Genomic DNA, 20,880 nt, shown 5'->3' on the forward strand with positions numbered 1-20,880 from the left:
CGCCAAGTTCAATCAGCCCATCGATCAGCTCTGCGGGTTGTCCTGCTGTTCCAAAGCCACCAATCATAATGGTTGCACCATCTTTGATGTGGGACAGAACCTCGGTCAATGAGGTGGCGCTTTTATCAATCATCTGACTACTTCCTGTACTATGAATCACTCATTTGTTTCATCCTAGAAACCGATGAAACATAAGTTGAGTGTTTTGTTCGGATTTCTTATCTTTATTCTTGATAAATTTTGTATTTACTTCTAGGCTTAAAGTCAGATTTTGTTCGATCATCATTTTTTATGTTCGATGATCGAACATTATCCCACTAAAACAGTCTGATTTCGATTGAGTATAATTTTAATGCAATTGGCTTTAAAATAAGGAGCTGCGTTATGGATGATGAACACAATAAAACCACCCGATTAATCCATCATACTGAAAATAAAAAGATTATTCGTCATGAAGATTTTATTGCAGGGATTGCAAAAGGTTTGGCAATTTTAGAATGTTTTGGACCTGAACGACACCGCTTGAATATCAGCACTGCGGCTGAAAAAACAGGAATGACCCGTGCAGCAGCGCGCCGTCAATTACTCACATTAGAATACTTAGGCTATTTAGACTTTGATGGACATTACTATCATTTAACCCCGAAAATTCTCAAGTTCTCTGGTGCTTATTTAGATGGTTCTCCTTTACCTAAAATTTGCCAACCCTTATTAAATTTATTGACCAATCAAACCTCGCTGATTTATTCCGTCATGGTGCTAGATGGTTATGAAGCGATTACTATTGCACGAAGTGCTGCACACCAACAAACAGACAGAGTAAATCCCTATGGCTTACATTTAGGTAATCGCTTACCTGCGCATGCAACTTCTGCTGGGAAAATTTTATTGGCGCATTTAAATGTCGAAGAACAGAAGCAGTGGCTAACCCAGTATCCATTAAAGCGTCTCACTAAATATACCTATACAGAAAGTGATGCCTTTATAGAATTACTACATGAGATTAAAGAACAAGACTGGTGTTATTCCTGTGAAGAACATGAATTGGGAGTGCATGCTGTGGCAGTTCCGATTTATGACTCAAATGCGGTTGTTGTTGCCGCACTCAATATTGTCTCCCCCACCATCCGTACCACCAAAGATTATTTAATTACGCATATCTTGCCGTTACTGCAAGAAACAGCGCGAGATTTACGCCAAGTGATTTAGCATCTGTTGAGATAACAACATCTTTTACATGGCAAAATATATTTTGTGAAGAAGACACTTTGCCAAGTTTGCTAAATATGTTTTTTACATATGCCATTGATAAATTGTTTGTTCACACTGTTTGCTCAATAACACATGCTGTTCTCGTTCATGATCCTGTTGTTGACTGCTGGGTTCTAAATGCGTGTGGCCCAGATGTGCAGATGTGAAATGATGTACTAAAGCATGTTGAGAGTGATTGTGCTGAGATGAATGGTGATGAGAGGCGTCATGTTCACAGTCATGGTGGTGAAATGAATCTTTTTGTACTGAATTATCTTGTTCCACATCATCTTTTCGAATACAACAACCCGCAACATATTGGCTCGTGCCATCCAGATAAAATTCTTCTTTCCATACGGGAACCTCATGTTTTACCCGTTCTACGGCTTCTTCACAGGCTGAAAATGCTTCACAGCGATGCGCTGCATAAGCAATCGCAATAATGGCTTTTTCACCGATGTTTAAAGCACCAATACGATGAATAACCCGTACATAAGCCACCGCAAATTTTTGTTGAATCTCTTGTTCAATTTGACGAATCATTTTTTCTGAAACAGGTGCATAGGCAGTATATTTCAACGCTTTGACTGCTTTGCCTTCATGGTGATTACGTACTGTTCCAATAAAGATGCCAATACCTCCGCATTCAGGAAAGTCTTGAATCGGATCAAAACTGTCTTGGCTTAAAGGAGTATCCTGAATTCTGTTGAATTGTTTAAGCGTCTGTTCAAATGTATGCATATCAACCTCCCGCAACAGGTGACAGTAAAACCACGGTGCTGTCCGATGTTAATAAGGTCTGACGTGGAATAATGTCTTCGCCCATTGCACATGCACAACGCTCAAGCATGTTTCCTGCATGTGGATAAGCACGTACCACATAATCCAAAACATCCGAAATCCTCATTTCAGACTCACATTGCAGGGTTAAATCATTCGGCAGTAAACGTTCAATTGCACCAAAGCATTCAATTTTTACAGTCATCTGCTGCTGAATATTTTTGAATTGATTGGCAATATTTGCCAAGTCTGGTGTATTTAGAATGGTAAATTGATCTGACATATTAACCTCCAATCATGTACATACTGATTTTTCGAGATGATGAATGTTTTGATTTTGGTTGTTGATAAATCTCATCAAAGCCTTGTTTTTTCAGCCAAATATAATCATACAAAGTATCTTGTAGTTGTTGATGCTGGGGCGATTCTAATGTTATTGGCGAATATACAACTGCATTTGGTGAACTGATTTGTGCTAATCGGAGAGGCTCTAAAATAGCTAAATCCTGATCCAATGCCTTAATTTGCGCTTTGAGGTTGATCCCCTTTGGCGCAAATAGACAATTATAAAAATCACCTTGTGCGGTTAAGCGTACACGGTCACACGTGCCACAAAATGAATTGGTAATAGTCGAAATGATGCCTATCGGATAACCATCAATAAAATACTGCCGTGCAGGTTCGGAAGACTGTCCTTGCTGTAAAGTGACAACAAAGTCCTGCTTTAATTGAGTTAAGATTTCTTGTTCACTGACAATCTCGGCTTGTGACCAAAGACCAGCGCCATCCAAAGGCATAAATTCAATAAATCGTACGGTAAAATGGTGTTGAATCGACCAGTGTGCTAAGGGCAAAACCTGATCGTCATTGATGCCTTTAATCAATACAGCATTGATCTTGATCTTAAAGCCTGCTTGTTGTGCTGCGACAATACCCGCTAAGACGGGATGTAGTTCTTTTTGAGTCAGTGCCTTAAATTGTGCTGGATCTAGACTGTCCAGACTGATATTCAAGTCATCTAAACCCGCTTGTTTTAATTGGCTTGCGTATTGTTTAAGATAGTGTGCATTGCTGGTCATTGAGATGCGTTTGAGTCCCAGCTTTCTTAATTTTTGTAGTTGCTCAATAAAGTGCACCACACCTTGACGCATTAACGGCTCACCACCTGTGATCCGAATCTGTTCGATGCCATGCCGCACCATAAACTCACAAAACACATAAAGTTCTTCAAAACTGAGTAAATCCTGTTTTTTCATCCATTCAGGATGTTCGGGCATACAATAGACACACTTAAAATTACAGCGATCTGTCACTGAAATTCTGAGTTTACGCTTGCTACGACCATATTGATCGACAAAAGCCGTACCCACTTCGTATTGTGTCATTGCATTCATTTACACATCCCTAGCACGATTTAGATTCAAGATTGTTTAAAACTTAAAATCTGCGCTATTTTATTGATATTGAAATTGCAAAAAATGTTCCAACTTTAATCATTCCCCATGCGCTTCAGCTAAAACCTGCTCGAATTCTCTCAAAAACAGAAATTTGCAAAAAACTAATCTAAACCAAGCCAATCAATGTAAAAACTTGAGCTGTTGATATTGCTGTAATTCATCCAAAGAATTAATGCTGTGAAAAAACAGTGCATGATTTTCAAATAACGCTTCCTGAGCGTGCAAATCAGAAAAACATGCCTTTAAACTGCGTTGTCCTTGTTCAAGATGAGTGCAGATTTGATTTAAAGCACTGCGCTTTAACAAACAAAATGGATATAAGGCTTTGCCATTGATATTGACATAAGCCACTTGTGCCAAAGGATGACCCGCTAAAGCCATATGTAAGCTTTCAATAACCTCGGGTGGAATAAATGTCACATCACAGGGCACAAAAAGTACATAGTCAGATGTCACATAAGACCAAGCACTTTTTATTCCCATCAGCGGACCATAAAAGCCTTTTTCATCATCCTGATAGCAATACAAACTGGGAATAAGTTTTTGATAAATTGAATAATCACGGTGGCTATTGACCCAAATCTGCGCGACTCGATTTTTTAGTTGTTGATGGATCTTAATTAGTTGAATTTGATCATCAAACTTCTGTAACAGTTTATTAATTCCATTCATACGCCTTGCCTGACCACCTGCAAGAATGACTAGATCAGTTTGTGGATATTGGCTCGGTCTTCTCGGTTTTATGATTCTTTTCATTGTGTAAGCTCCGCTTGACAGGCTTTAATCAATCCGCGAATTTCAGGTAGACATGAACCACAATTACCACCTGCTTTTAAACATGCAGTCACTTGTTTTTCATGATTGATATTGTTTTCTTTAATGGTTTGAATAATTCGATTTTTACCCACTTTAAAGCAACTACACACCAACGGCCCATCACTATTGCCTATCGACATGGCTTGTCCAGCAAGTAATGCTTTACGATGCATCGCACTTAAACGATCACGTTTAAATAAGCTGGCAACCCAATCACGATCAGGCAACAAGGCTTTGGGTGCAATATATAAACTTGCAATAAGGCGACCTTCTTTTAACACCACACTATGGCTGATATGTGCAGTTTGATCTTCCAAGTTCAGCCACTCAAAACTTTCATCCTCAAAGGGTAAAAGTTGTTTGAGATGTTGAGTGGTTTGGGTAAAACGACGACGATCAGCCAATTCATAGCGCACTGCTTTGGCGGTCTGAATTTTTGTCCACCAAACCGTATTTTCGATGCTATTTTTAATAATGTATTCATACCCTTCACGGACATAAAACACCCCTTGCCACTGGGTATAAAATGGCTGAATCATCACAGGAGTATGTTTGAATTCTGGCTCGCCTGAAATCGCATCTACCACTGGATTGACCACTTTGCCAATACGGGCATCCGAAGCAAATTGATCATTCCAATGAATCGGGGCAAAAATCTGTCCACGGCGGATATTGTCACTGAGTACAGCACGTAAGACACAATTGCCCCAAGCCGATTTGATTTCGACCAATTCGCCTTCTTTCAAGCCATATTTCAATGCATCATTGGGGTGAATTTCACAAAAGGGTTCTGCTTTATGGCTACTTAAATTGGCAGATAAACCTGTGCGGGTCATGGTGTGCCACTGATCTCGAATCCGCCCTGTATTGAGAATTAAAGGATATTCAGCAGTGCTTTCATGGACTGGATCTATCGCCATCGTGGCAATAAATTTAGCTTTGCCATCTGCATGGCTAAACTGCCCCTGTGAAAACAATTGTGCGAATGCATGCTCAGCCTGATTGCGTATGATCACAGGCCATTGAATGGGCGCCAATTGATCATATTCATCCAATGAAAGATCAGTTAAACCTTGTAAATTGAAGTAACGAAAGCTTTGGGTATTTGATCGCGCATTAATCTCTGCATTTTGATACGCAGATAACTGTGCATGTTCTTTAAAAATCTCGTGGCTATTTGCAAAATCAAAGCCAGTAAATCCAAGCTTTTTAGCCACTTGTGCCACAGCCCACCAATCCGCTTTGGCTTGCTCAGGCGGGTCTAAAAAAGCACGTTGTCGTGAAATACGGCGTTCTGAATTAGTGACCGTGCCATCCTTTTCCCCCCAGCCCAATGCAGGTAAGAGCACATCAGCAAACTGAGTGGTGTCGGTATCTTTGCAAATATCAGAGACCACAACAAACTCGCAACTGTTTAAAGCACGTTTGACCTGATCGGCATTGGGTAGGCTGACCACCGGATTGGTCGCCATAATCCAAATCGCTTTAATCTTGCCACTTTCCACTGCTTCAAAAAGATCAACGGCTTTTAATCCAACGTGTTTGGCAATGCTTGGACTGTTCCAAAAACTTTGCACAAGCTGTTGATGTTGTTGATTGTCTAAGTCCATGTGTGCTGCCAGCATATTGGCAAGTCCACCCACTTCACGCCCGCCCATTGCATTAGGTTGTCCTGTCATTGAGAACGGTGCTGCGCCCAACTTTCCAATTTTGCCCGTCAACAAATGACAATTAATGATGCTATTGGCTTTGTCCACGCCACGTGAAGACTGGTTTACCCCCATTGAAAATAGGGTCATGACTTTTTCAGTTTGGGCAAACTTTTCAAAAAAGAGCTGGAGTTTTTCTAGCGAAATTCCTGTTTTCACTGCAACATCTTGGATATCTGTTTCAGCTTGCGAGCTTTTTAGTGCCGTCTCTAGCCCTTGGGTATGTGCCTCAACAAATGCGCTATCGGCATACCCCTGTTGATGTAAATATTGTAATAGCCCATTAAACAAGCAAACATCTTGACCAATCAGAATAGGTAAATGTAAATCAGCTGCTTCACATGTAGCCGTAAAGCGTGGATCTATCACCACCACAAATAAATCACTTTGCTTTTGTTGTCTTAATTCTTTGGCTTTCATGATGCGTTGATACATCACGGGATGACACCATGCTGTATTTGAACCGACCAGAACCACCATGTCAGTATGTTCAAAATCATCATAACTTGCAGGTACCAAATCCTCACCAAAAGCACGCTTATGTGCGGCAACCGCCGAAGACATACACAATCTTGAATTGGTATCGATATTGGCTGTGCCCAAATAGCCTTTAACGAATTTATTCACCACATAATAGTCTTCCGTCAACAACTGACCAGAAACATAAAATGCGACACTGTCACGACCATATTGCTCGATATAGTGTTGGAATTTATTGGCAATTAAATCTGTTGCGCTATCCCAATCTGTAACTTGCTGATGGGAATGACGTCCAAGCATCGGATGTAAAACACGTGTGCCCAACCCCAGCGTATCGGCTAAATTACTGCCTTTAATACACAGTTTTCCGTAATTCGAGGGATGATTGACATCGCCAACCACAGACACTTTTTGTCCTAGCGTGGTGTCTTGCACTGTTGCTGTGACACCACAGCCTACACCACAGTAAGGACAAGTGGTGTGTGTGCTTATGATCTTTTGTTCTGTGGAGCTCGGCAGTTCCACTAAAGGGATACTATTCATTGCTGCTGTGCTCCTCAATGCTATACATTCACTTAAATATGGCTTTCATTTTTAATCTCCCCCTGCTGTTAAAATGAAGAGGGTTAAGCGATATAAATCAGCCTGCTTTTCTTAATGCAAAATCCCGACCAAATAACAATTTATTGCGAATCGAAGAAATTGGGGTTTGATCAGCAATCAATTCAGCGTACCAAGTACCATCCTCTGTATCACCAAACAGTACTGCACCCACGACTTTATCTTTTTGAATAATAATGCGTTTGTAGATTTGGCGTTTTTCATCATTCAGAATGATGTCTTCGAAATCTTCTAGCGGTTGACTGTTTTCTAAATCAATGCGGCCTGCTGAGAAAACATCACAACCACTGACTTTTAACTGGGTTGGAACAGTCGGTGCTTTAAAGGTTAAACTGCCGTGTTCAGCCAAATGTGATGCACAGATAAAGGCTTGACCCCATAAAGGTTCTACCAAACCAAACGTTTGGTTACGATGCTCAATACATTCACCCACTGCATAAATACTTGGATCATAGGTTTGCATGGTGTCATTGACCAACACACCGCGATTACAGCGTAAACCCGCGCTTTGTGCCAAAGCCATATTTGGGCGAATACCCACGGCAAAAACCACCAGATCTGCATCTAAAAGCGTGCCATCTTTTAACCGAACCTGGGTGACATGACCATTTTCACCGAGTAATTCTTCTGTATTGGCTTCGGTGATGATCGAAATGCCCTTTTGCTCAATTGCTGTTTTCAACATTTGACTGGCTTTGGCATCAAGTTGGCGATCCATAATGCGATCCATCAAATGCAAAACCGTCACATTCATACCACGTTGCTTTAAACCATATGCGGCTTCTAGCCCCAATAGACCACCACCAATCACCACGGCATTGTTTTTAGATTTACAGTAGTCGAGCATATTATTGACATCATAAATATCACGAAAGCTCAACACGCCATCTAAATCTGAGCCTTTGACTGGTGGAATAAAGGGTTTTGAACCCGTTGCTAAAATCAAACGGTCATAGCTCACCACCACACCTTTTTCGGTATAGACCTGCTTACGCGGACGGTCAATACGTACCGCAGCATCACCCGCAATAAAGCGAATATTTTTATCGGCATACCATGAATGGGGATGTAGCATGATGTCGTCAATGGTTTTATCCCCTGATAAGACAGGCGACAGCATAATCCGGTTATAATTCCCCCAAGGCTCCTCACCAATCACCGTCACCTCATAACGATCAGGTGCCATATCCAGCAAATCTTCCAAGCAACGCATTCCTGCCAATCCGTTACCCACCAGAACTAAATTGATTTTTTCCTGAGCCGTACCATTATTGGTGATATAGGTTTTTTGTGGGGTTGGACTGACCCAAACACGACCATTTTCAATTTTACTTGGAAAAACCAATAATTTTTGATCTTTGTCTTCTAAACAACGGCCTGTTGCTAAACTAAAATGTTGCTTATAAATCGGTGATGCAACTACACGTTCACCTTGTAAATCACCAATAATTCCACGCGACATGACAAAGGCTTTACTGAATGGGTCTTGGTTGCTCAGCGCATATACACGCTTTTCACTGCCTACCCGAAAAATAGCCACTTGTTGTTGCCCGAGTAATGCGCCTACACCTGTATTGGGCGTAATGTCTTGCAATGCACAAATATCCAGCCAATCGAGTTCATTCATATCTTTTAAAATGGTCATTGTATTTATCCTTTTAACTACGTTGATCAGATTTTCCACCAGACTTGTTTTTAAGCTGTGGAATAAGGCCAATAAACCCAGTATTCATATGCTTATGCTTCAACCTTATGCTTCAACTACAGGAATACGGCTCTGATCACGTTCTGATTCAGTTTTTGGGCGAATTTGCCCACGGACTTTGGCAAACTGAATATGTGGATCTTGCTGTTGCTCAGCTTTGGCATTAATAAAGGTCACAAAACGTTTTCGTACTTCAGGATCTTCCACCGCAGTGCGCCATTCGTCCTGATAAGTGCCCACCACATGGCTCATTCGACGTTCAAGTTCAGCAGCAACCCCTAAGGAATCATGTACAACAACATCTTTAAGATAGTCCAAACCACCTTCCATATTGTCACGCCATACTGAAGTCCGTTGTAAACGATCCGCTGTTTGGATATAGAACATAAAAAAGCGGTCGATATATTGAATTAAAGTTTGCGTATCGAGGTCAGAAGCTAAAAGTTCTGCATGGCGAGGTTTCATTCCCCCATTGCCACAAACATATAAGTTCCAGCCTTTTTCAGTGGCAATCACCCCAACATCTTTGCTTTGTGCTTCGGCACACTCACGGGTACAGCCCGAAACTGCCATTTTTAATTTATGTGGGGAACGTAAACCTTTGTAGCGATTTTCAAGGAAGATGGCTAAACCGACCGAGTCATCGACACCATAACGACACCATGTGCTCCCAACACAAGATTTAACGGTACGTAATGACTTGCCATAGGCATGACCAGACTCAAAACCAGCATTAATCAGCTTTTCCCAAATTTCTGGCAATTGATGAACTTGTGCTCCAAACAAATCTACCCGTTGCCCACCAGTTAGCTTGGTATATAAACCATATTCTTTGGCAATCTGACCGACTGCAATCAAACCATCTGGCGTCACTTCACCGCCTGCCATACGTGGTACAACAGAATACGAACCATCTTTTTGAATATTGCCTAGATAGTAGTCATTACTGTCTTGCAACCCAGCATGATTTGCGGTGAGAACAAAGTCATTCCAGCAAGATGCCAAGATATTGGCCGCTGTCGGTTTGCAAATATCACAACCTAAACCATGCCCATGTTGTTGAATCAAATCATCAAAGGTTTTAATTTCATTGACCCGTACCAAGTGATACAACTCTTGGCGTGAGTAAGCAAAGTGTTCACAAAGATGATTATTGACTGTTACCCCTTGGCGTTGTAATTCAGATTTTAAAACTTGGGTCACTAAGGATGCACATCCACCACATGCGGTTGCGGCTTTGGTACATTTTTTTAACGCACCTAATGAGGTCGAACCCTCTGCAATTGCACTACAAATATCTGCTTTAGACACGTTATTACATGAACAAATCGTGGCACTGTCTGGCAATAAATCAACACCACTACCTCCCGCTTTTGCTGAAGATTGTGCATAGCCCGGCATGATTAAACTTTCTGGATTTTCAGGTATAGCCAGTCCATTGAGCATCATTTGCAATAAGTCGTTATATTCTTTGGCGCAACCGACCAGTACCGCACCTAGTAATTGGGTTTTCTCTGCATTGACCACGATCTTTTTATAGACCATTGCATCTTCATCGGCATAGAAATAGCTCAATGCATTTGCAGTCATGGCATGCGCATCACCTACCGATGCCACATCGACACCCATCAGTTTTAGCTTGGTGCTCATGTCTGCGCCAGCAAATGTAGGACAACTTTGTTGCATTACATGTTTTGCCGCAATCCTTGCCATGTCATAACCGGGCGCAACTAAACCATAAATTCTATTGTTCCATAAGGCACATTCACCAATTGCATAAATGTCTGCATCTGAGGTTTGGCAATAATCATTGATCACGATACCACCACGCTCACCTAGAGCTAAACCACTTTGGCGCGCCAATTCATCACGTGGGCGAATCCCTGCGGAAAATAAAATAATATCTGTTTCAAGTTCGGAACCATCTGCAAACTTCATCACATGGGTGCTATTCACACCGTCTTCTATAGCCGAAGTGGCCTTTTGGGTATGGACTTTCACGCCTAAATTTTCAATTTTGACGCGTAAAACTTTTCCGCCCAAATCATCAATTTGTACTGCCATTAAACGGGGTGCAAATTCAACAACATGGGTTTCCAAGTCTAAATCACGAAGCGCTTTGGCAGCTTCCAAACCCAGCAAACCACCACCAATCACTACACCAGATTTTGCCGATAAACTCGCTGCCCGAATCGCATCCAAGTCATCAATAGTACGGTAAACAAAACAGTTGTTGCGGTCGTGACCTGAAATTGGTGGAACAAAAGCATAGGAACCTGTCGCAAGTACCAATTTGTCATAGCTGATTACATCACCATGATTGGTGGTGATGCATTTATTGCGGGTATCTATATCCGTGGCTTTGGTGTTTAAGCGCAGGTCGATACCATACGCATCGGCAAAGTCAGCACGACAGAGGGTTAAATCTTTTGCAGACTTGCCTGTAAAATATTCAGTCAAATGTACACGGTCATAAGCTAAACGGGGTTCTTCTGCCAAAATCGTGATTTCAACTTCATCACCAGCATGTTCCAGCACAGATTCAATAAATTTGTGCCCAACCATTCCATGACCAATCATCACTAATTTCATATCGATTCTCCTTAATTCTTGCTGTTGTTATTCAATTAAGTCGCACTGTTTTGTTTAAGACTTACAGCATTTTGTTCCATGCTATTTCGCTCAAGCACAGCAGCTTCAAATAACTTTTGCTCTTTCTCTTTATGTTCAACCGAGAAACGGATCATCAATACACAACTTGCAGCAATCACCACCAAACCACCTAAAACCATCAACGTCGTTTGAATATCCAACATGCCTTTTAATAAGAAACCAGCAGCAACAGCACCGACATTACCGCCTGCACCGATAATGCCAGCCACACCACCCAAAGCATCGCGATCAATAAATGGAACCAGTGCATAGGTCGCACCGCAAGCCATATGGGTAAATAAAGCAAATACGGTCATGACCAGAATCGCTAGAATTGCGGTATTCATTTGTGAAAAGACAATCAGAAATACGCCTTCTAACAGGATCATGGCAAACAATACTTTAGTCCGGCCATCAAGACCTTTTTTAGTCGCCACCTTGTCTGAAACAATACCGCCAAGTGCACGGGCAAACAGAGCCAGTAAACCAAAAATCCCTGCGGCCATACCCGCTTCTTTTAAACCAAATTTGAAATGATCCACGTAGTACATTGCGACAATGTTGTGAATGAAAATTTCGATACCAAAACAGGCAGCATAAGCACCAAACAGAATCCAGACACGATAGTTTTTTGCAGCATGTATTAAAATTGCCATACCACCTTTTTTATCACTGCCCACATGCAGACCTTGCGCACGAAGCTCTTTAAAATCACCTTGTGGGCAATCTTGCGTAAACTTCCAGTACATTGCACCGACGATTAACATCAGCACACCAGGTACAATCAGCGCAATTCTCCAGCCCATGGCTTGTTCAACACCAAACATCACCAGTGCGGCAAGCATCAATGGCATCAAGGCTTGAGTTGCTCCACCACCCGCATTGCCCCAACCTGCAGTGGTTGCATTTGCAGTTCCCACCACATTTGGCGCAAACATAATACTGGTGTGATATTGCGTGATGACAAAGCTGGCACCAATTGCACCAATCAATAGACGGAAAAATAGAAAGGATTCATAACTATTGGCAGATGCCACACCAAATACAGGGATACTGCCGATAATCAGTAATGCAGTATAGGTTTTACGAGGACCGTATTTATCGCATAAGGGACCGACGATCAGACGCACTAAAATCGTGATGGCCACCGCGGCAATATTGATATTGGCAATTTGATCTTTAGTCAGATGAAATTCACCTGCAATAACAGGCATTAACGGCGCACAGGCAAACCATGCAAAGAAGCAAACAAAAAAGGCGAGCCAACTCATATGGAAGGCCCGCATTGCTGCGCTGCTAAAATTGAAAAGATGAATCTTTGTTGCTTTTTTCGCATCTAAATTTGAAGACATAGCTTCGATCTCCTGAACTGAACGCATATAAGTTGCTGTTATGCACGGGGCATATCAGTAACGATCAGAACGGACGTCGTTGGCCGTCTTACAAATTTTGAAAGTCTTCTTTGACTTGATTAAATATAAGCATGGTTCATGCCAACTTTATATTTTTGACTATTTATGATTTTATTTTGCTTGAATACTCAGTACTTATGATTAAATGATCGTACCTAGATTGCACAATAAAATGTCACACTGTTGATCAGTACGTCTAAAATGTAAGTCATAAAACTGCATGTTTAGGAAGCAAATTGCGTCAATAAAGTGCATCACTTTTCTTTAACATCCTGCGGCTATGCTTTAAGCAGCAATTTTAACCAGAGATATTGGCATCTAAATTGCTTATATGCTGAAAGTTCATGTCAGGACATACTTGAGTAGCGACATGCCAAAATTAAGAATTGCCCTGATCGATGATGATATAGAGCGGGCGTCTTTTATCAAATCCTCTTTGATCGAACATGGTTTCGAGGTGGTCGCATGCCTGATGATTGACCATTTAAACAGTACCGATCTTCAACACTTACATGCCGATGTAATTTTGCTGGATATGGATCATCCACACCGAGATATTATTGAAAGCTGTGTAAGTCAGTTTGATTTGCCCACTGTGCTTTTCACTAAAAACTCGCAAAAAGACACCATTAAAAGTGCCATTGAAGCGGGTGTAACCGCCTATATTGTCGATGGCATCGACCCTGAAAAACTGGAAAGTATTTTAGAAATTTCAATTGAACAATTTAAAAAACATAAAAAACTGTTAAAAGATCTCAATGAAACCAAATGCAAACTAGCAGACCGAAAAGATATTGAAAAAGCCAAAGTGATGCTGATGCAGATGCATCAAATTAAAGAAGAACAAGCCTTCAGTTTGTTACGGAAAAATGCCATGAGTCACCGTATCACCATGGGGGAAATGGCAAGAAAGTTAATCGACGCCCAAGCCTTGCTCCAAGCTAATTTCAAGGAATAAACAATGCATACACTTGAAACCACTGACATTCAACTAGGCTATATTCCTTTACTGGATTGCACTGCAATACTTTGGGCACAACATCGAGGCTATTTTACTGAGCAAGGTCTGAATGTTACGTTGGTAAAAGAGCCATCTTGGGCCAGCCTACGTGACCGTTTAGCTTTTGGTATTTTAGATGCCGCACATTGTCTTTCTGCCATGCTTCCCGCTGCTGCAACAGGTAATGATCAACTGGGTATTCCCTTACAAACCGCATTGGTGTTGAGTACCAATCGTGCATTTATCAGCTTGAGTCAAAAATTGTGTTATGAGTTAAAAATTCAGAAACAAGATAGCGCGCAAGCGTCAGCAGCTAAAGTGGTTCAAGCCTTAAAACAAGGCGATAAAATACAACTGGCCCATGTGTTTAAACAGTCCATTCACCATTATTGTTTAAGAGAATGGTTGGCTTTGGCAGACTCAGATTTGGCCAAAAAATATCAACCATCCACACTGCCCCCTTCCTATATGGTGGATGCGATTTCATCACAACTCATCGATGGATTCTGTGTCGGTGAACCTTGGAATATCCAAGCGCAGATTGAAGGTTATAGTTATGTGATTGCCGAGAGTAAACAGATTATTCCTGAAGTCGCGGATAAAGTTTTGGCGACCACTCATGAATGGGCAAACAAGCATCCGAATACCTTAAACGCATTGCAGACAGCGATTCAGCAAGCACAGCATGATTTAAGCACCTTGCAATCACTGCAACCTATATGGCACATGTTAGAAGACAGCGAGATTATCCGCTTCAACTGTTCACATTTGGTGCATACCTATGCGTTTCATAAAATACAAAATATTATCCGCTCTTTTGGGACACAGGACCGACCTAAACCAGAGGATTTTGAATGGATTATTCAACAAATGTGCAAATGGGATAACTTAGAACTGGATACGGCACAAATCAAAAACATTTCGGCACAATGTACGGGGCATTTAAATGAATAGGCTAATGAAATTTTTAATCGTAAACTATTATTTTTTTAATAGATTCAAAAGTATGAGCCAATGTCCATATCTTATTCTAAAAGATTACTAGACATTGGCACATGTTTACAGCTTAGAATTTAACGATATCGCCTTTTAAAGCCACGCTCGCAAGTGCTGTACCTTTATAACATTGGTATGTGGTGGTGTTTTTTGATTCATTTGCTTTGAAATAGCTCACAATATTGGTCACTGCGTTGGCACCTTTGTCTTTTGCTGCGCTTTGCAATTGGATCAATGCTGAACGTAATACATGATCACAAGCCTTTTCCGCAGACTTTCCAAAACCATTGGTTTTTTTATTACTGACAACCGCTTTTTCTAAAACTTGACCGCCAGATTTAGTCCCAGCAAGATAAAATTTTACCGATCCATCTAAAAATCCATCAGCCACAGCTTGATCTACAGCTGCTTTAAAATTGAGATTATGGACAGTGTCCGCAGCTTGTGCAGAGACGATTCCAGCAAAGCATAAAGTTGAAACAACAACCAAGTGTTTAAATGACATCGTTTTTTTCCTCTTTTAAGTATGTTTTAAAATAATGGAGGTGTTGATCCCTCCGAATGCAAAATTATTGGTCATGATGGTTTTTGCATTCATCTCTCGTGGCTCTCGCACGATATAATCCAAATCACCACATAATGGGTCAATTTCATCCAAATTTAAAGTATGGATAAACTGTTGGCGTTGCAGCATTTCTATGCTCAGCCAAGCTTCGATTGCACCACATGCACCTAGGGTATGTCCAAAATAACTTTTTAATGAGCTGATCGGTTTTTTACCAAATATACGTGCAGTAGCTTGAGTTTCGGCAACATCGCCTTGATCTGTCGAAGTCCCATGCGCGTTGATATAATCAACCTCTTGCGCAGAAATTGCGGCATCTTTAAGTGCCATGCGCATGCATCTTTCCATCATTTCTGAATTTGGACGAGTGACATGCTCACCATCGGTATTGCTGGCATAACCGATGACTTCTGCATAGATCGTTGCACCACGGGCCAGTGCATGTTCATATTCTTCTAGCACTAAACAGCCAGCACCTTCACCAATCACCAAACCATCACGATTTTTATCAAATGGGCGTGGTGTTTTTTCAGGTGTGTCGTTCATCCCACTGGTGGCTAATAACACATCGAATACTGCGGAACCTGTCGCACTGAGCTCCTCAGCGCCACCTGCAAGCATCAGCGTTTGTTTACCTAGTTTAATTGCTTCAAATGCCTGTCCGATGGCCATTGAACCTGAAGTACAGGCACTTGATGTGGGTAAGGTTAAACCTTTTAAACCAAAATAAACCGTCATATTCACAGCGCTGGTATGTGACATCATTCGGATATACGTGGTCGCATTTAAACGGCTCATGTCGTTGTCTATGAGCATTTTCCCAAACTCTTTGACCGCATCGACACTCCCCGCAGAAGAGCCAAAAGCAACACCAGTGTCGCCACTTTTCAAAATAGGATGATCGATCAAGCCTGCATCTGCCAATGCTTTTTCAGCACAAATCACCGACATCAATGCAACTCGTCCCATGCCTCGCGTCACTTTACGATTAAAATGTTTGGGTACCTCAAAGTGTTCTACTGGACCTGCAATTTTACAACGTAAATCGGTATAAATTTCCCAATCAGGCATCGTACGAATGCCATTTTTTGATGCTTGGAATTGGGCAAAAATTTCATCGGCCGTTTCACCCAGTGAGGTGATTCCCGACATTCCCGTCACAACAACCCGTTTCATTAAATCAATCCCCCATTCACCGAAATCACTTGCCGAGTAATATAGCTTGCGTGATCAGAGCAGAGAAAGTTCACTGTATGCGCCACTTCATCAACCTGCCCCATACGTTGTAAGGGAATCATTTTTAAAGCATGTTCTTTTACTTCTTCCGTGACCATTTCCGTTTCAATCAGCCCCGGCGCAACGCAATTTACGGTAATTTTTCTTTTTGCCAGTTCTAAAGCCAAAGCTTTGGTCGCACCAATTAATCCCGCTTTTGCCGCACTATAATTGACTTGACCACGATTACCCATAATGCCGGAAACAGAAGAAAGCGTGACAATACGCCCGCCTTGTTTTAAACGAATCATCGGCATCACTAAAGGTTTTAATACATTATAAAAACCATCCAATGAGGTCGAAATTACTTCATCCCAGTCATTGTCGGTTAAAGCTGGAAATGCGCCATCATGGGTTAAACCTGCATTTAGCACTACACCATAAAATGCACCATGAAGCTCGATATCTTGTTCCAGTATCTGTCGGGTATTTTCACGTTGGGTGACATCAAAAAGTAGCGCATAACTGTTTTGCCCCAACGCTTGGATTTCAGCGACCACTTGCTCAGCATCAGCACGTCTAGAACGTGCATGCACCACCACATCAAAGCCAGATTTTGCTAAAGTTAAAGCAATTGCTTTACCAATTCCTCGACTAGATCCCGTCACTAATATTCTTCTCGACACACTTAATTCCTACTTATTGCTCAGCTTTCACAGGTGGTTCATAAACACTTAAAACTGCGCTAATTTTATGTTCTTCATAGCTTATTTCACAAGAGAATTGTGCCAAGCCTTCATGTAAATATTGTTGTTCAGCCCGAATGGTCAATGTTTTACCAAATTCAAAATAAGCCAAAGGTAAATTTAATTTGCGTGTTCCGAGCAAATAGCCAATTTGTGGCGTTTGCCCCATTTTTTGTCCTTTTGCACCAGCAAAGGCACTAATGGTTTGTGCCATGAGTTCAATACTACTCCAAGTCGGCAAACCTTGTTCATCACTAAACATCAATTCAGGTGTAATGGTTAGGTTGGCAAGTGCAAAATTCTCACCTAACTCCAGCAGTTGATCAACAAAAACCATCGGTTTTTCATGCGGAATAAATTGAATAGCATCTAAACTCATCTGATTTCAGTTCCAAAAATAAGGCTGACATTACTACCGCCAAAGGCAAATGAATTACTCATCACAAAACGCTTAGGATCAGATTGTGCAGTTTGATTTAAATCATCCTGTTCAACGTAATGCTGATCATCCAATTCAGGATCAATCACACCATTTTGATGAAGGGGTAACCAGTTTTGATCTTTAAGCACTTGTGTACAAATATAGGCTTCCAATGCACCCGCAGCACCTAAACAGTGTCCAGTTTTATGCTTAGTACTACTCAATGGAACGGCATAGTCCTGAAAGACCTGTCGGACTGCTTTAATTTCCATATCATCATTGTGCGTGGTTGCGGTGCCATGCAAATTAAGATAATGAATATCTGAAGCTTTTAATTGCGCCTGATCCAGTGCTTTTTGCATTGCAGTTGCTGCGCCTTTGCCTTCTGGATGCGGTGCAGAAATATGCCATGCGTCCATAGATTCACCCGCAGAAATCAACATGATCGGCGCTGGTTCTTTACTGAGTAAAAATAAGCTTGCGGCCTCACCAATATTGATCCCATCCCGCTGATATCCACATGGGCTACAGATACCTGTACTCAAATTTTCCAGACTGTTAAAGCCGTTTAAGGTCAGTTTAGCGAGGGTATCTACGCCACCCACCAATACAGCATCGGCAAGCCCTGCATTAAGCAAACGTTGCCCACTGGCAAAAGCTTTGGCACTTGAAGAACAGGCTGTAGAAATCGTATACGCAAGACCGTCCCAGCCCAAATAGATTTGCAAAGCTTTGCCGAGATTACCCATTTCCTGCTTTTGCTGTTGAATCACTGTTTCAGTTTGGCCTTGAAAGTAGGCTTTTAATAAGGGTTCATTGTCCGAAATACCTGACGTTGAGGTCCCCACAATGATTGCAAGCCGCTTTTTATCAAACTTAGCCACATAGTCACGTAACTGAGATTCACATTGTGCAAGCGCAGTTAAGGCAAAACGTAAATTACGCGAGTCATAGTTTTTTAGCGCCACGGGAATATCACTACATAACGGATGTGGATAAGCACCCACCCATACAGGCTGATCAAAAATCAAAGATTTATTCAGGGTTAAACTGTTTTCCAATGAGGTCAATTGTGCCTTGACCTGTTCAGGATGATCACCTAAAGCAGATAAACTGGCTGAACAATGAATGCCTACAGCGGGATGATTTAAATCAATCTTTTTTGTCATTTTTTTGTAGATCTTCCATTTCACTTTGCTCTAATGAATTGTCTTTTAAAGTATTTTCCACAGGGCTAAAGATCATTTGATAAGGAACTTGCAGGTTATCCAGCTCAATATGATCAGCATGCGTTTTTATCGTTAAAACATTTTTTTGATCGATCTCAATTTCAGTCTGATCAACGCCCTGTTTCACTTTAACATTTTCTAAATGATTTTTTGCAAAATCAGGATAAGTTGCAAACAGAATATCTCGAACCACAAAATCAAAGGGTAACAAACGCATCGGCTTTATCCTTTCATGCACCTGCACTTTTTGACCATCGAAATCCAGTCTAAACAGTTGCTGTCCAGTTAAGCTTAAAGCAAACATTTGTAAGTTTTTTGCCTGTTGTTCTTGGTAGAGCAAAAAGCTAAAACTTTGATTTTTCCAGACAACTTCAACTTGATCTTGACGCTGATAATGCGCCAAGGCTGGATCAGCAGACCAAACCACAGGAACCAGACCTTGTGGCTGTGGATACATACTTTGACAGGCACCCAGCGCTAACAACAGACTGATGCTCATTGTTTTTAACCAAATTTGCATTATTCGCTCTCAAGTATTTTGCTCTGTTCCAGATCATGACGACAATACTCAGCTAAGGTATTTAAGCGTTGTCGTGCATTGCGATAGATTGGATTCGTTTCATCCCAAGCATAGCCCGCCAATAATGATGCAATCATACGACGGATTTTTTCATTTTGATTTTTTGAAAATACTACATCTTGAAACTCACCGTCGTACCATGCTTCTACATAAGCGCGAAATACTTTAATTCCTTTACGCAGAGGTTTTTCATATTCTTGCATCCAGTCTACTTGTCCACCTTGTAAGACTTGATCGACTAAAGGTACTGCCAAACTTGAAGACTTGAGTGCAATAGTCACCCCAGATGAAAACACAGGATCTAAAAACTCACCCGCATTGCCCAGCAAAGCAAAATTACGCTGTGCCAAGGTTTTAACATTTGCTGAATAGCCGACCAAAGTACGGATTGGCGTATCAAATTTCATATTGCGCAGAACATGCGACAAACTCGGTTCATCTGCAAGAATATCTTTAAATAAAGCCAATAAGGCTTCAGGCTCATCAGAGATATAACCATAATGATCAAAGAAATCCTGTTCAGCAACAATCCCAAATGAACAGCGACCATCCGCAAACGGAATTAACCAATACCATCCACGGTGATCTTTTTCATGTACCGTAATCAGGATTTTATTTCGGTCAAATTCAGGATCATCCAAGATCCCATCTTCAATATGACTAAACACCGCACGGCGTACTGGAAAATTTGAAGGACTTTCCAGATCAAGAAGTTTCGGTAAAATACGACCAAAGCCACTGGCATCCAGTAAAAATTTAGCCTGAATTTGATAGATATTTTGCTGCTCATCTTTAACCGTTAATAGAGGATGATCAAGCTCAACATCAACTGCAACAACCTCATGCCCAAAACGAATTTCAGCCCCATATTGTTCAGCTTGCTGTGCTAAAAGATGGTCGAAATTGGCACGTCTAATCTGCCATGTCGTTCCAGGACCTTCACTAAATTTTTGAGTAAAATCGTAGTAGCTCCGTTGATGACCACGTAAGAATGCTGCCCCATTTTTAAATTGAAATGCATATTCTTCAACATGTTCACGAACTGTGTCTAATAAACCGGCCTCTTCTAAAAACACCATACATTGTGGCAAAAGTGATTCACCGATCGAAAAGCGTGGAAAATGCTGCTTTTCAATGATCACCACTTGATAACCTTTGTGTCGAAGCAGTGCTGCTGCGGAACTTCCCGATGGTCCTGCCCCGATGATCACCACATCTGTTTGTTGTAAATCTAAACCCTTCATG

At 41.3% G+C, this 20,880-nt stretch carries 18 protein-coding genes and 1 pseudogene; 3 read left to right on the forward strand and 16 right to left on the reverse strand.

Features of this window, described 5'->3' with window-relative positions:
* Nucleotides 1–133, reverse strand: a 133-nt coding sequence (locus AC07WY_RS15990; RefSeq protein WP_494736774.1) for a CoA-transferase, incomplete at its 3' end; no start/stop codon positions are given.
* Between the two features lie 251 nt (nucleotides 134–384).
* Between AC07WY_RS15990 and pcaU the strand changes: the two genes are divergently transcribed.
* Nucleotides 385–1,209 (forward strand): IclR family transcriptional regulator PcaU, encoded by an 825-nt coding sequence (gene pcaU, locus AC07WY_RS15995; RefSeq protein ID WP_494736705.1) that lies wholly within the window; start codon nucleotides 385–387, stop codon nucleotides 1,207–1,209.
* 276 nt (nucleotides 1,210–1,485) lie between these two features.
* Here the strand turns inward: pcaU and AC07WY_RS16000 are convergent.
* The 8 genes and pseudogenes from AC07WY_RS16000 to AC07WY_RS16035 all read right to left on the reverse strand — a co-directional run.
* Nucleotides 1,486–1,992: pseudogene (locus AC07WY_RS16000) on the reverse strand (molybdenum cofactor biosynthesis protein MoaE); the annotation flags it as partial.
* Nucleotide 1,993: 1 nt separating this feature from the next.
* The gene (locus AC07WY_RS16005; RefSeq protein WP_270386128.1) at nucleotides 1,994–2,236 is read right to left on the reverse strand and encodes a MoaD/ThiS family protein; all 243 of its coding nucleotides are present in this window, start codon (nucleotides 2,234–2,236) and stop codon (nucleotides 1,994–1,996) included.
* Between the two features lie 79 nt (nucleotides 2,237–2,315).
* Complete coding sequence (moaA, locus tag AC07WY_RS16010) at nucleotides 2,316–3,425, reverse strand: GTP 3',8-cyclase MoaA (RefSeq protein WP_494736706.1); 1,110 nt, start codon at nucleotides 3,423–3,425, stop codon at nucleotides 2,316–2,318.
* 183 nt (nucleotides 3,426–3,608) lie between these two features.
* A complete protein-coding gene (gene mobA, locus AC07WY_RS16015) occupies nucleotides 3,609–4,244 on the reverse strand; it encodes a molybdenum cofactor guanylyltransferase (RefSeq protein ID WP_419334652.1) in 636 nt (211 codons plus the stop codon).
* Complete coding sequence (locus AC07WY_RS16020; protein WP_494736707.1) at nucleotides 4,241–7,036, reverse strand: molybdopterin-dependent oxidoreductase; 2,796 nt, start codon at nucleotides 7,034–7,036, stop codon at nucleotides 4,241–4,243. Before AC07WY_RS16020 ends, mobA begins: the two co-directional genes overlap by 4 nt.
* A gap of 97 nt (nucleotides 7,037–7,133) precedes the next feature.
* Nucleotides 7,134–8,759, reverse strand: a complete 1,626-nt coding sequence (nirD, locus tag AC07WY_RS16025; protein WP_494736708.1) for a nitrite reductase small subunit NirD — start codon at nucleotides 8,757–8,759, stop codon at nucleotides 7,134–7,136.
* A gap of 105 nt (nucleotides 8,760–8,864) precedes the next feature.
* Nucleotides 8,865–11,411 (reverse strand): nitrite reductase large subunit NirB, encoded by a 2,547-nt coding sequence (gene nirB / locus AC07WY_RS16030; RefSeq protein WP_494736709.1) that lies wholly within the window; start codon nucleotides 11,409–11,411, stop codon nucleotides 8,865–8,867.
* A gap of 35 nt (nucleotides 11,412–11,446) precedes the next feature.
* Nucleotides 11,447–12,823, reverse strand: a complete 1,377-nt coding sequence (locus AC07WY_RS16035; protein WP_056516488.1) for an MFS transporter — start codon at nucleotides 12,821–12,823, stop codon at nucleotides 11,447–11,449.
* A gap of 430 nt (nucleotides 12,824–13,253) precedes the next feature.
* Here AC07WY_RS16035 and AC07WY_RS16040 point away from each other — a divergent pair, with 430 nt between their 5' ends.
* The gene (locus AC07WY_RS16040; RefSeq protein WP_419334658.1) at nucleotides 13,254–13,841 is read left to right on the forward strand and encodes an ANTAR domain-containing response regulator; all 588 of its coding nucleotides are present in this window, start codon (nucleotides 13,254–13,256) and stop codon (nucleotides 13,839–13,841) included.
* A gap of 3 nt (nucleotides 13,842–13,844) precedes the next feature.
* The gene (locus AC07WY_RS16045; RefSeq protein ID WP_419334660.1) at nucleotides 13,845–14,837 is read left to right on the forward strand and encodes an ABC transporter substrate-binding protein; all 993 of its coding nucleotides are present in this window, start codon (nucleotides 13,845–13,847) and stop codon (nucleotides 14,835–14,837) included.
* A 112-nt stretch (nucleotides 14,838–14,949) separates the two neighbouring features.
* On the opposite strand, the gene AC07WY_RS16050 is transcribed toward AC07WY_RS16045, so the two are convergent.
* Genes AC07WY_RS16050 through AC07WY_RS16080 form a run of 7 tightly spaced genes read right to left on the reverse strand, consistent with a single transcriptional unit; the run spans nucleotide 14,950 to nucleotide 20,879 of the window.
* Nucleotides 14,950–15,384: an excinuclease gene (locus tag AC07WY_RS16050; protein WP_262085394.1), complete on the reverse strand. Its 435-nt coding sequence runs from the start codon at nucleotides 15,382–15,384 to the stop codon at nucleotides 14,950–14,952.
* 15 nt (nucleotides 15,385–15,399) lie between these two features.
* Nucleotides 15,400–16,620 (reverse strand): beta-ketoacyl-ACP synthase, encoded by a 1,221-nt coding sequence (locus AC07WY_RS16055; protein WP_494736710.1) that lies wholly within the window; start codon nucleotides 16,618–16,620, stop codon nucleotides 15,400–15,402.
* Nucleotides 16,620–17,345: a 3-ketoacyl-ACP reductase FabG2 gene (locus AC07WY_RS16060; RefSeq protein ID WP_004819879.1), complete on the reverse strand. Its 726-nt coding sequence runs from the start codon at nucleotides 17,343–17,345 to the stop codon at nucleotides 16,620–16,622. The genes AC07WY_RS16055 and AC07WY_RS16060 overlap by 1 nt, the downstream gene beginning before the upstream one ends.
* A 13-nt stretch (nucleotides 17,346–17,358) precedes the next feature.
* Nucleotides 17,359–17,784: a hotdog family protein gene (locus tag AC07WY_RS16065; protein WP_034613969.1), complete on the reverse strand. Its 426-nt coding sequence runs from the start codon at nucleotides 17,782–17,784 to the stop codon at nucleotides 17,359–17,361.
* A complete protein-coding gene (locus AC07WY_RS16070; protein ID WP_494736711.1) occupies nucleotides 17,781–18,995 on the reverse strand; it encodes a beta-ketoacyl-[acyl-carrier-protein] synthase family protein in 1,215 nt (404 codons plus the stop codon). Before AC07WY_RS16070 ends, AC07WY_RS16065 begins: the two co-directional genes overlap by 4 nt.
* Nucleotides 18,979–19,575: a DUF3261 domain-containing protein gene (locus AC07WY_RS16075; protein WP_494736712.1), complete on the reverse strand. Its 597-nt coding sequence runs from the start codon at nucleotides 19,573–19,575 to the stop codon at nucleotides 18,979–18,981. The genes AC07WY_RS16070 and AC07WY_RS16075 overlap by 17 nt, the downstream gene beginning before the upstream one ends.
* Nucleotides 19,575–20,879 carry an NAD(P)/FAD-dependent oxidoreductase gene (locus AC07WY_RS16080; protein ID WP_262085388.1) on the reverse strand — a complete coding sequence of 435 codons (1,305 nt, stop codon included), beginning with the start codon at nucleotides 20,877–20,879 and terminating at the stop codon, nucleotides 19,575–19,577. Before AC07WY_RS16080 ends, AC07WY_RS16075 begins: the two co-directional genes overlap by 1 nt.
* Nucleotide 20,880 lies beyond the last annotated feature (1 nt).

The organism is Acinetobacter sp. GW821-FHT01C12 (genome assembly GCF_059422625.1).

Excerpts from the sequence above, each read along its gene's own strand:
- pcaU (WP_494736705.1), top strand. The coding sequence starts at position 385 with ATGGATGATGAACACAATAAAACCACCCGATTAATCCATCATACTGAA.
- nirB (WP_494736709.1), bottom strand. The coding sequence starts at position 11,411 with ATGAAATTAGTGATGATTGGTCATGGAATGGTTGGGCACAAATTTATT.
- AC07WY_RS16005 (WP_270386128.1), bottom strand. The coding sequence starts at position 2,236 with ATGACTGTAAAAATTGAATGCTTTGGTGCAATTGAACGTTTACTGCCG.
- AC07WY_RS16065 (WP_034613969.1), bottom strand. The coding sequence starts at position 17,784 with ATGAGTTTAGATGCTATTCAATTTATTCCGCATGAAAAACCGATGGTT.
- AC07WY_RS16020 (WP_494736707.1), bottom strand. The coding sequence starts at position 7,036 with ATGAATAGTATCCCTTTAGTGGAACTGCCGAGCTCCACAGAACAAAAG.
- AC07WY_RS16050 (WP_262085394.1), bottom strand. The coding sequence starts at position 15,384 with ATGTCATTTAAACACTTGGTTGTTGTTTCAACTTTATGCTTTGCTGGA.
- AC07WY_RS16080 (WP_262085388.1), bottom strand. The coding sequence starts at position 20,879 with ATGAAGGGTTTAGATTTACAACAAACAGATGTGGTGATCATCGGGGCA.
- AC07WY_RS16035 (WP_056516488.1), bottom strand. The coding sequence starts at position 12,823 with ATGTCTTCAAATTTAGATGCGAAAAAAGCAACAAAGATTCATCTTTTC.
- AC07WY_RS16070 (WP_494736711.1), bottom strand. The coding sequence starts at position 18,995 with ATGACAAAAAAGATTGATTTAAATCATCCCGCTGTAGGCATTCATTGT.
- AC07WY_RS16055 (WP_494736710.1), bottom strand. The coding sequence starts at position 16,620 with ATGAAACGGGTTGTTGTGACGGGAATGTCGGGAATCACCTCACTGGGT.
- AC07WY_RS16040 (WP_419334658.1), top strand. The coding sequence starts at position 13,254 with ATGCCAAAATTAAGAATTGCCCTGATCGATGATGATATAGAGCGGGCG.
- mobA (WP_419334652.1), bottom strand. The coding sequence starts at position 4,244 with ATGAAAAGAATCATAAAACCGAGAAGACCGAGCCAATATCCACAAACT.
- AC07WY_RS16045 (WP_419334660.1), top strand. The coding sequence starts at position 13,845 with ATGCATACACTTGAAACCACTGACATTCAACTAGGCTATATTCCTTTA.
- nirD (WP_494736708.1), bottom strand. The coding sequence starts at position 8,759 with ATGACCATTTTAAAAGATATGAATGAACTCGATTGGCTGGATATTTGT.
- moaA (WP_494736706.1), bottom strand. The coding sequence starts at position 3,425 with ATGAATGCAATGACACAATACGAAGTGGGTACGGCTTTTGTCGATCAA.
- AC07WY_RS16075 (WP_494736712.1), bottom strand. The coding sequence starts at position 19,575 with ATGCAAATTTGGTTAAAAACAATGAGCATCAGTCTGTTGTTAGCGCTG.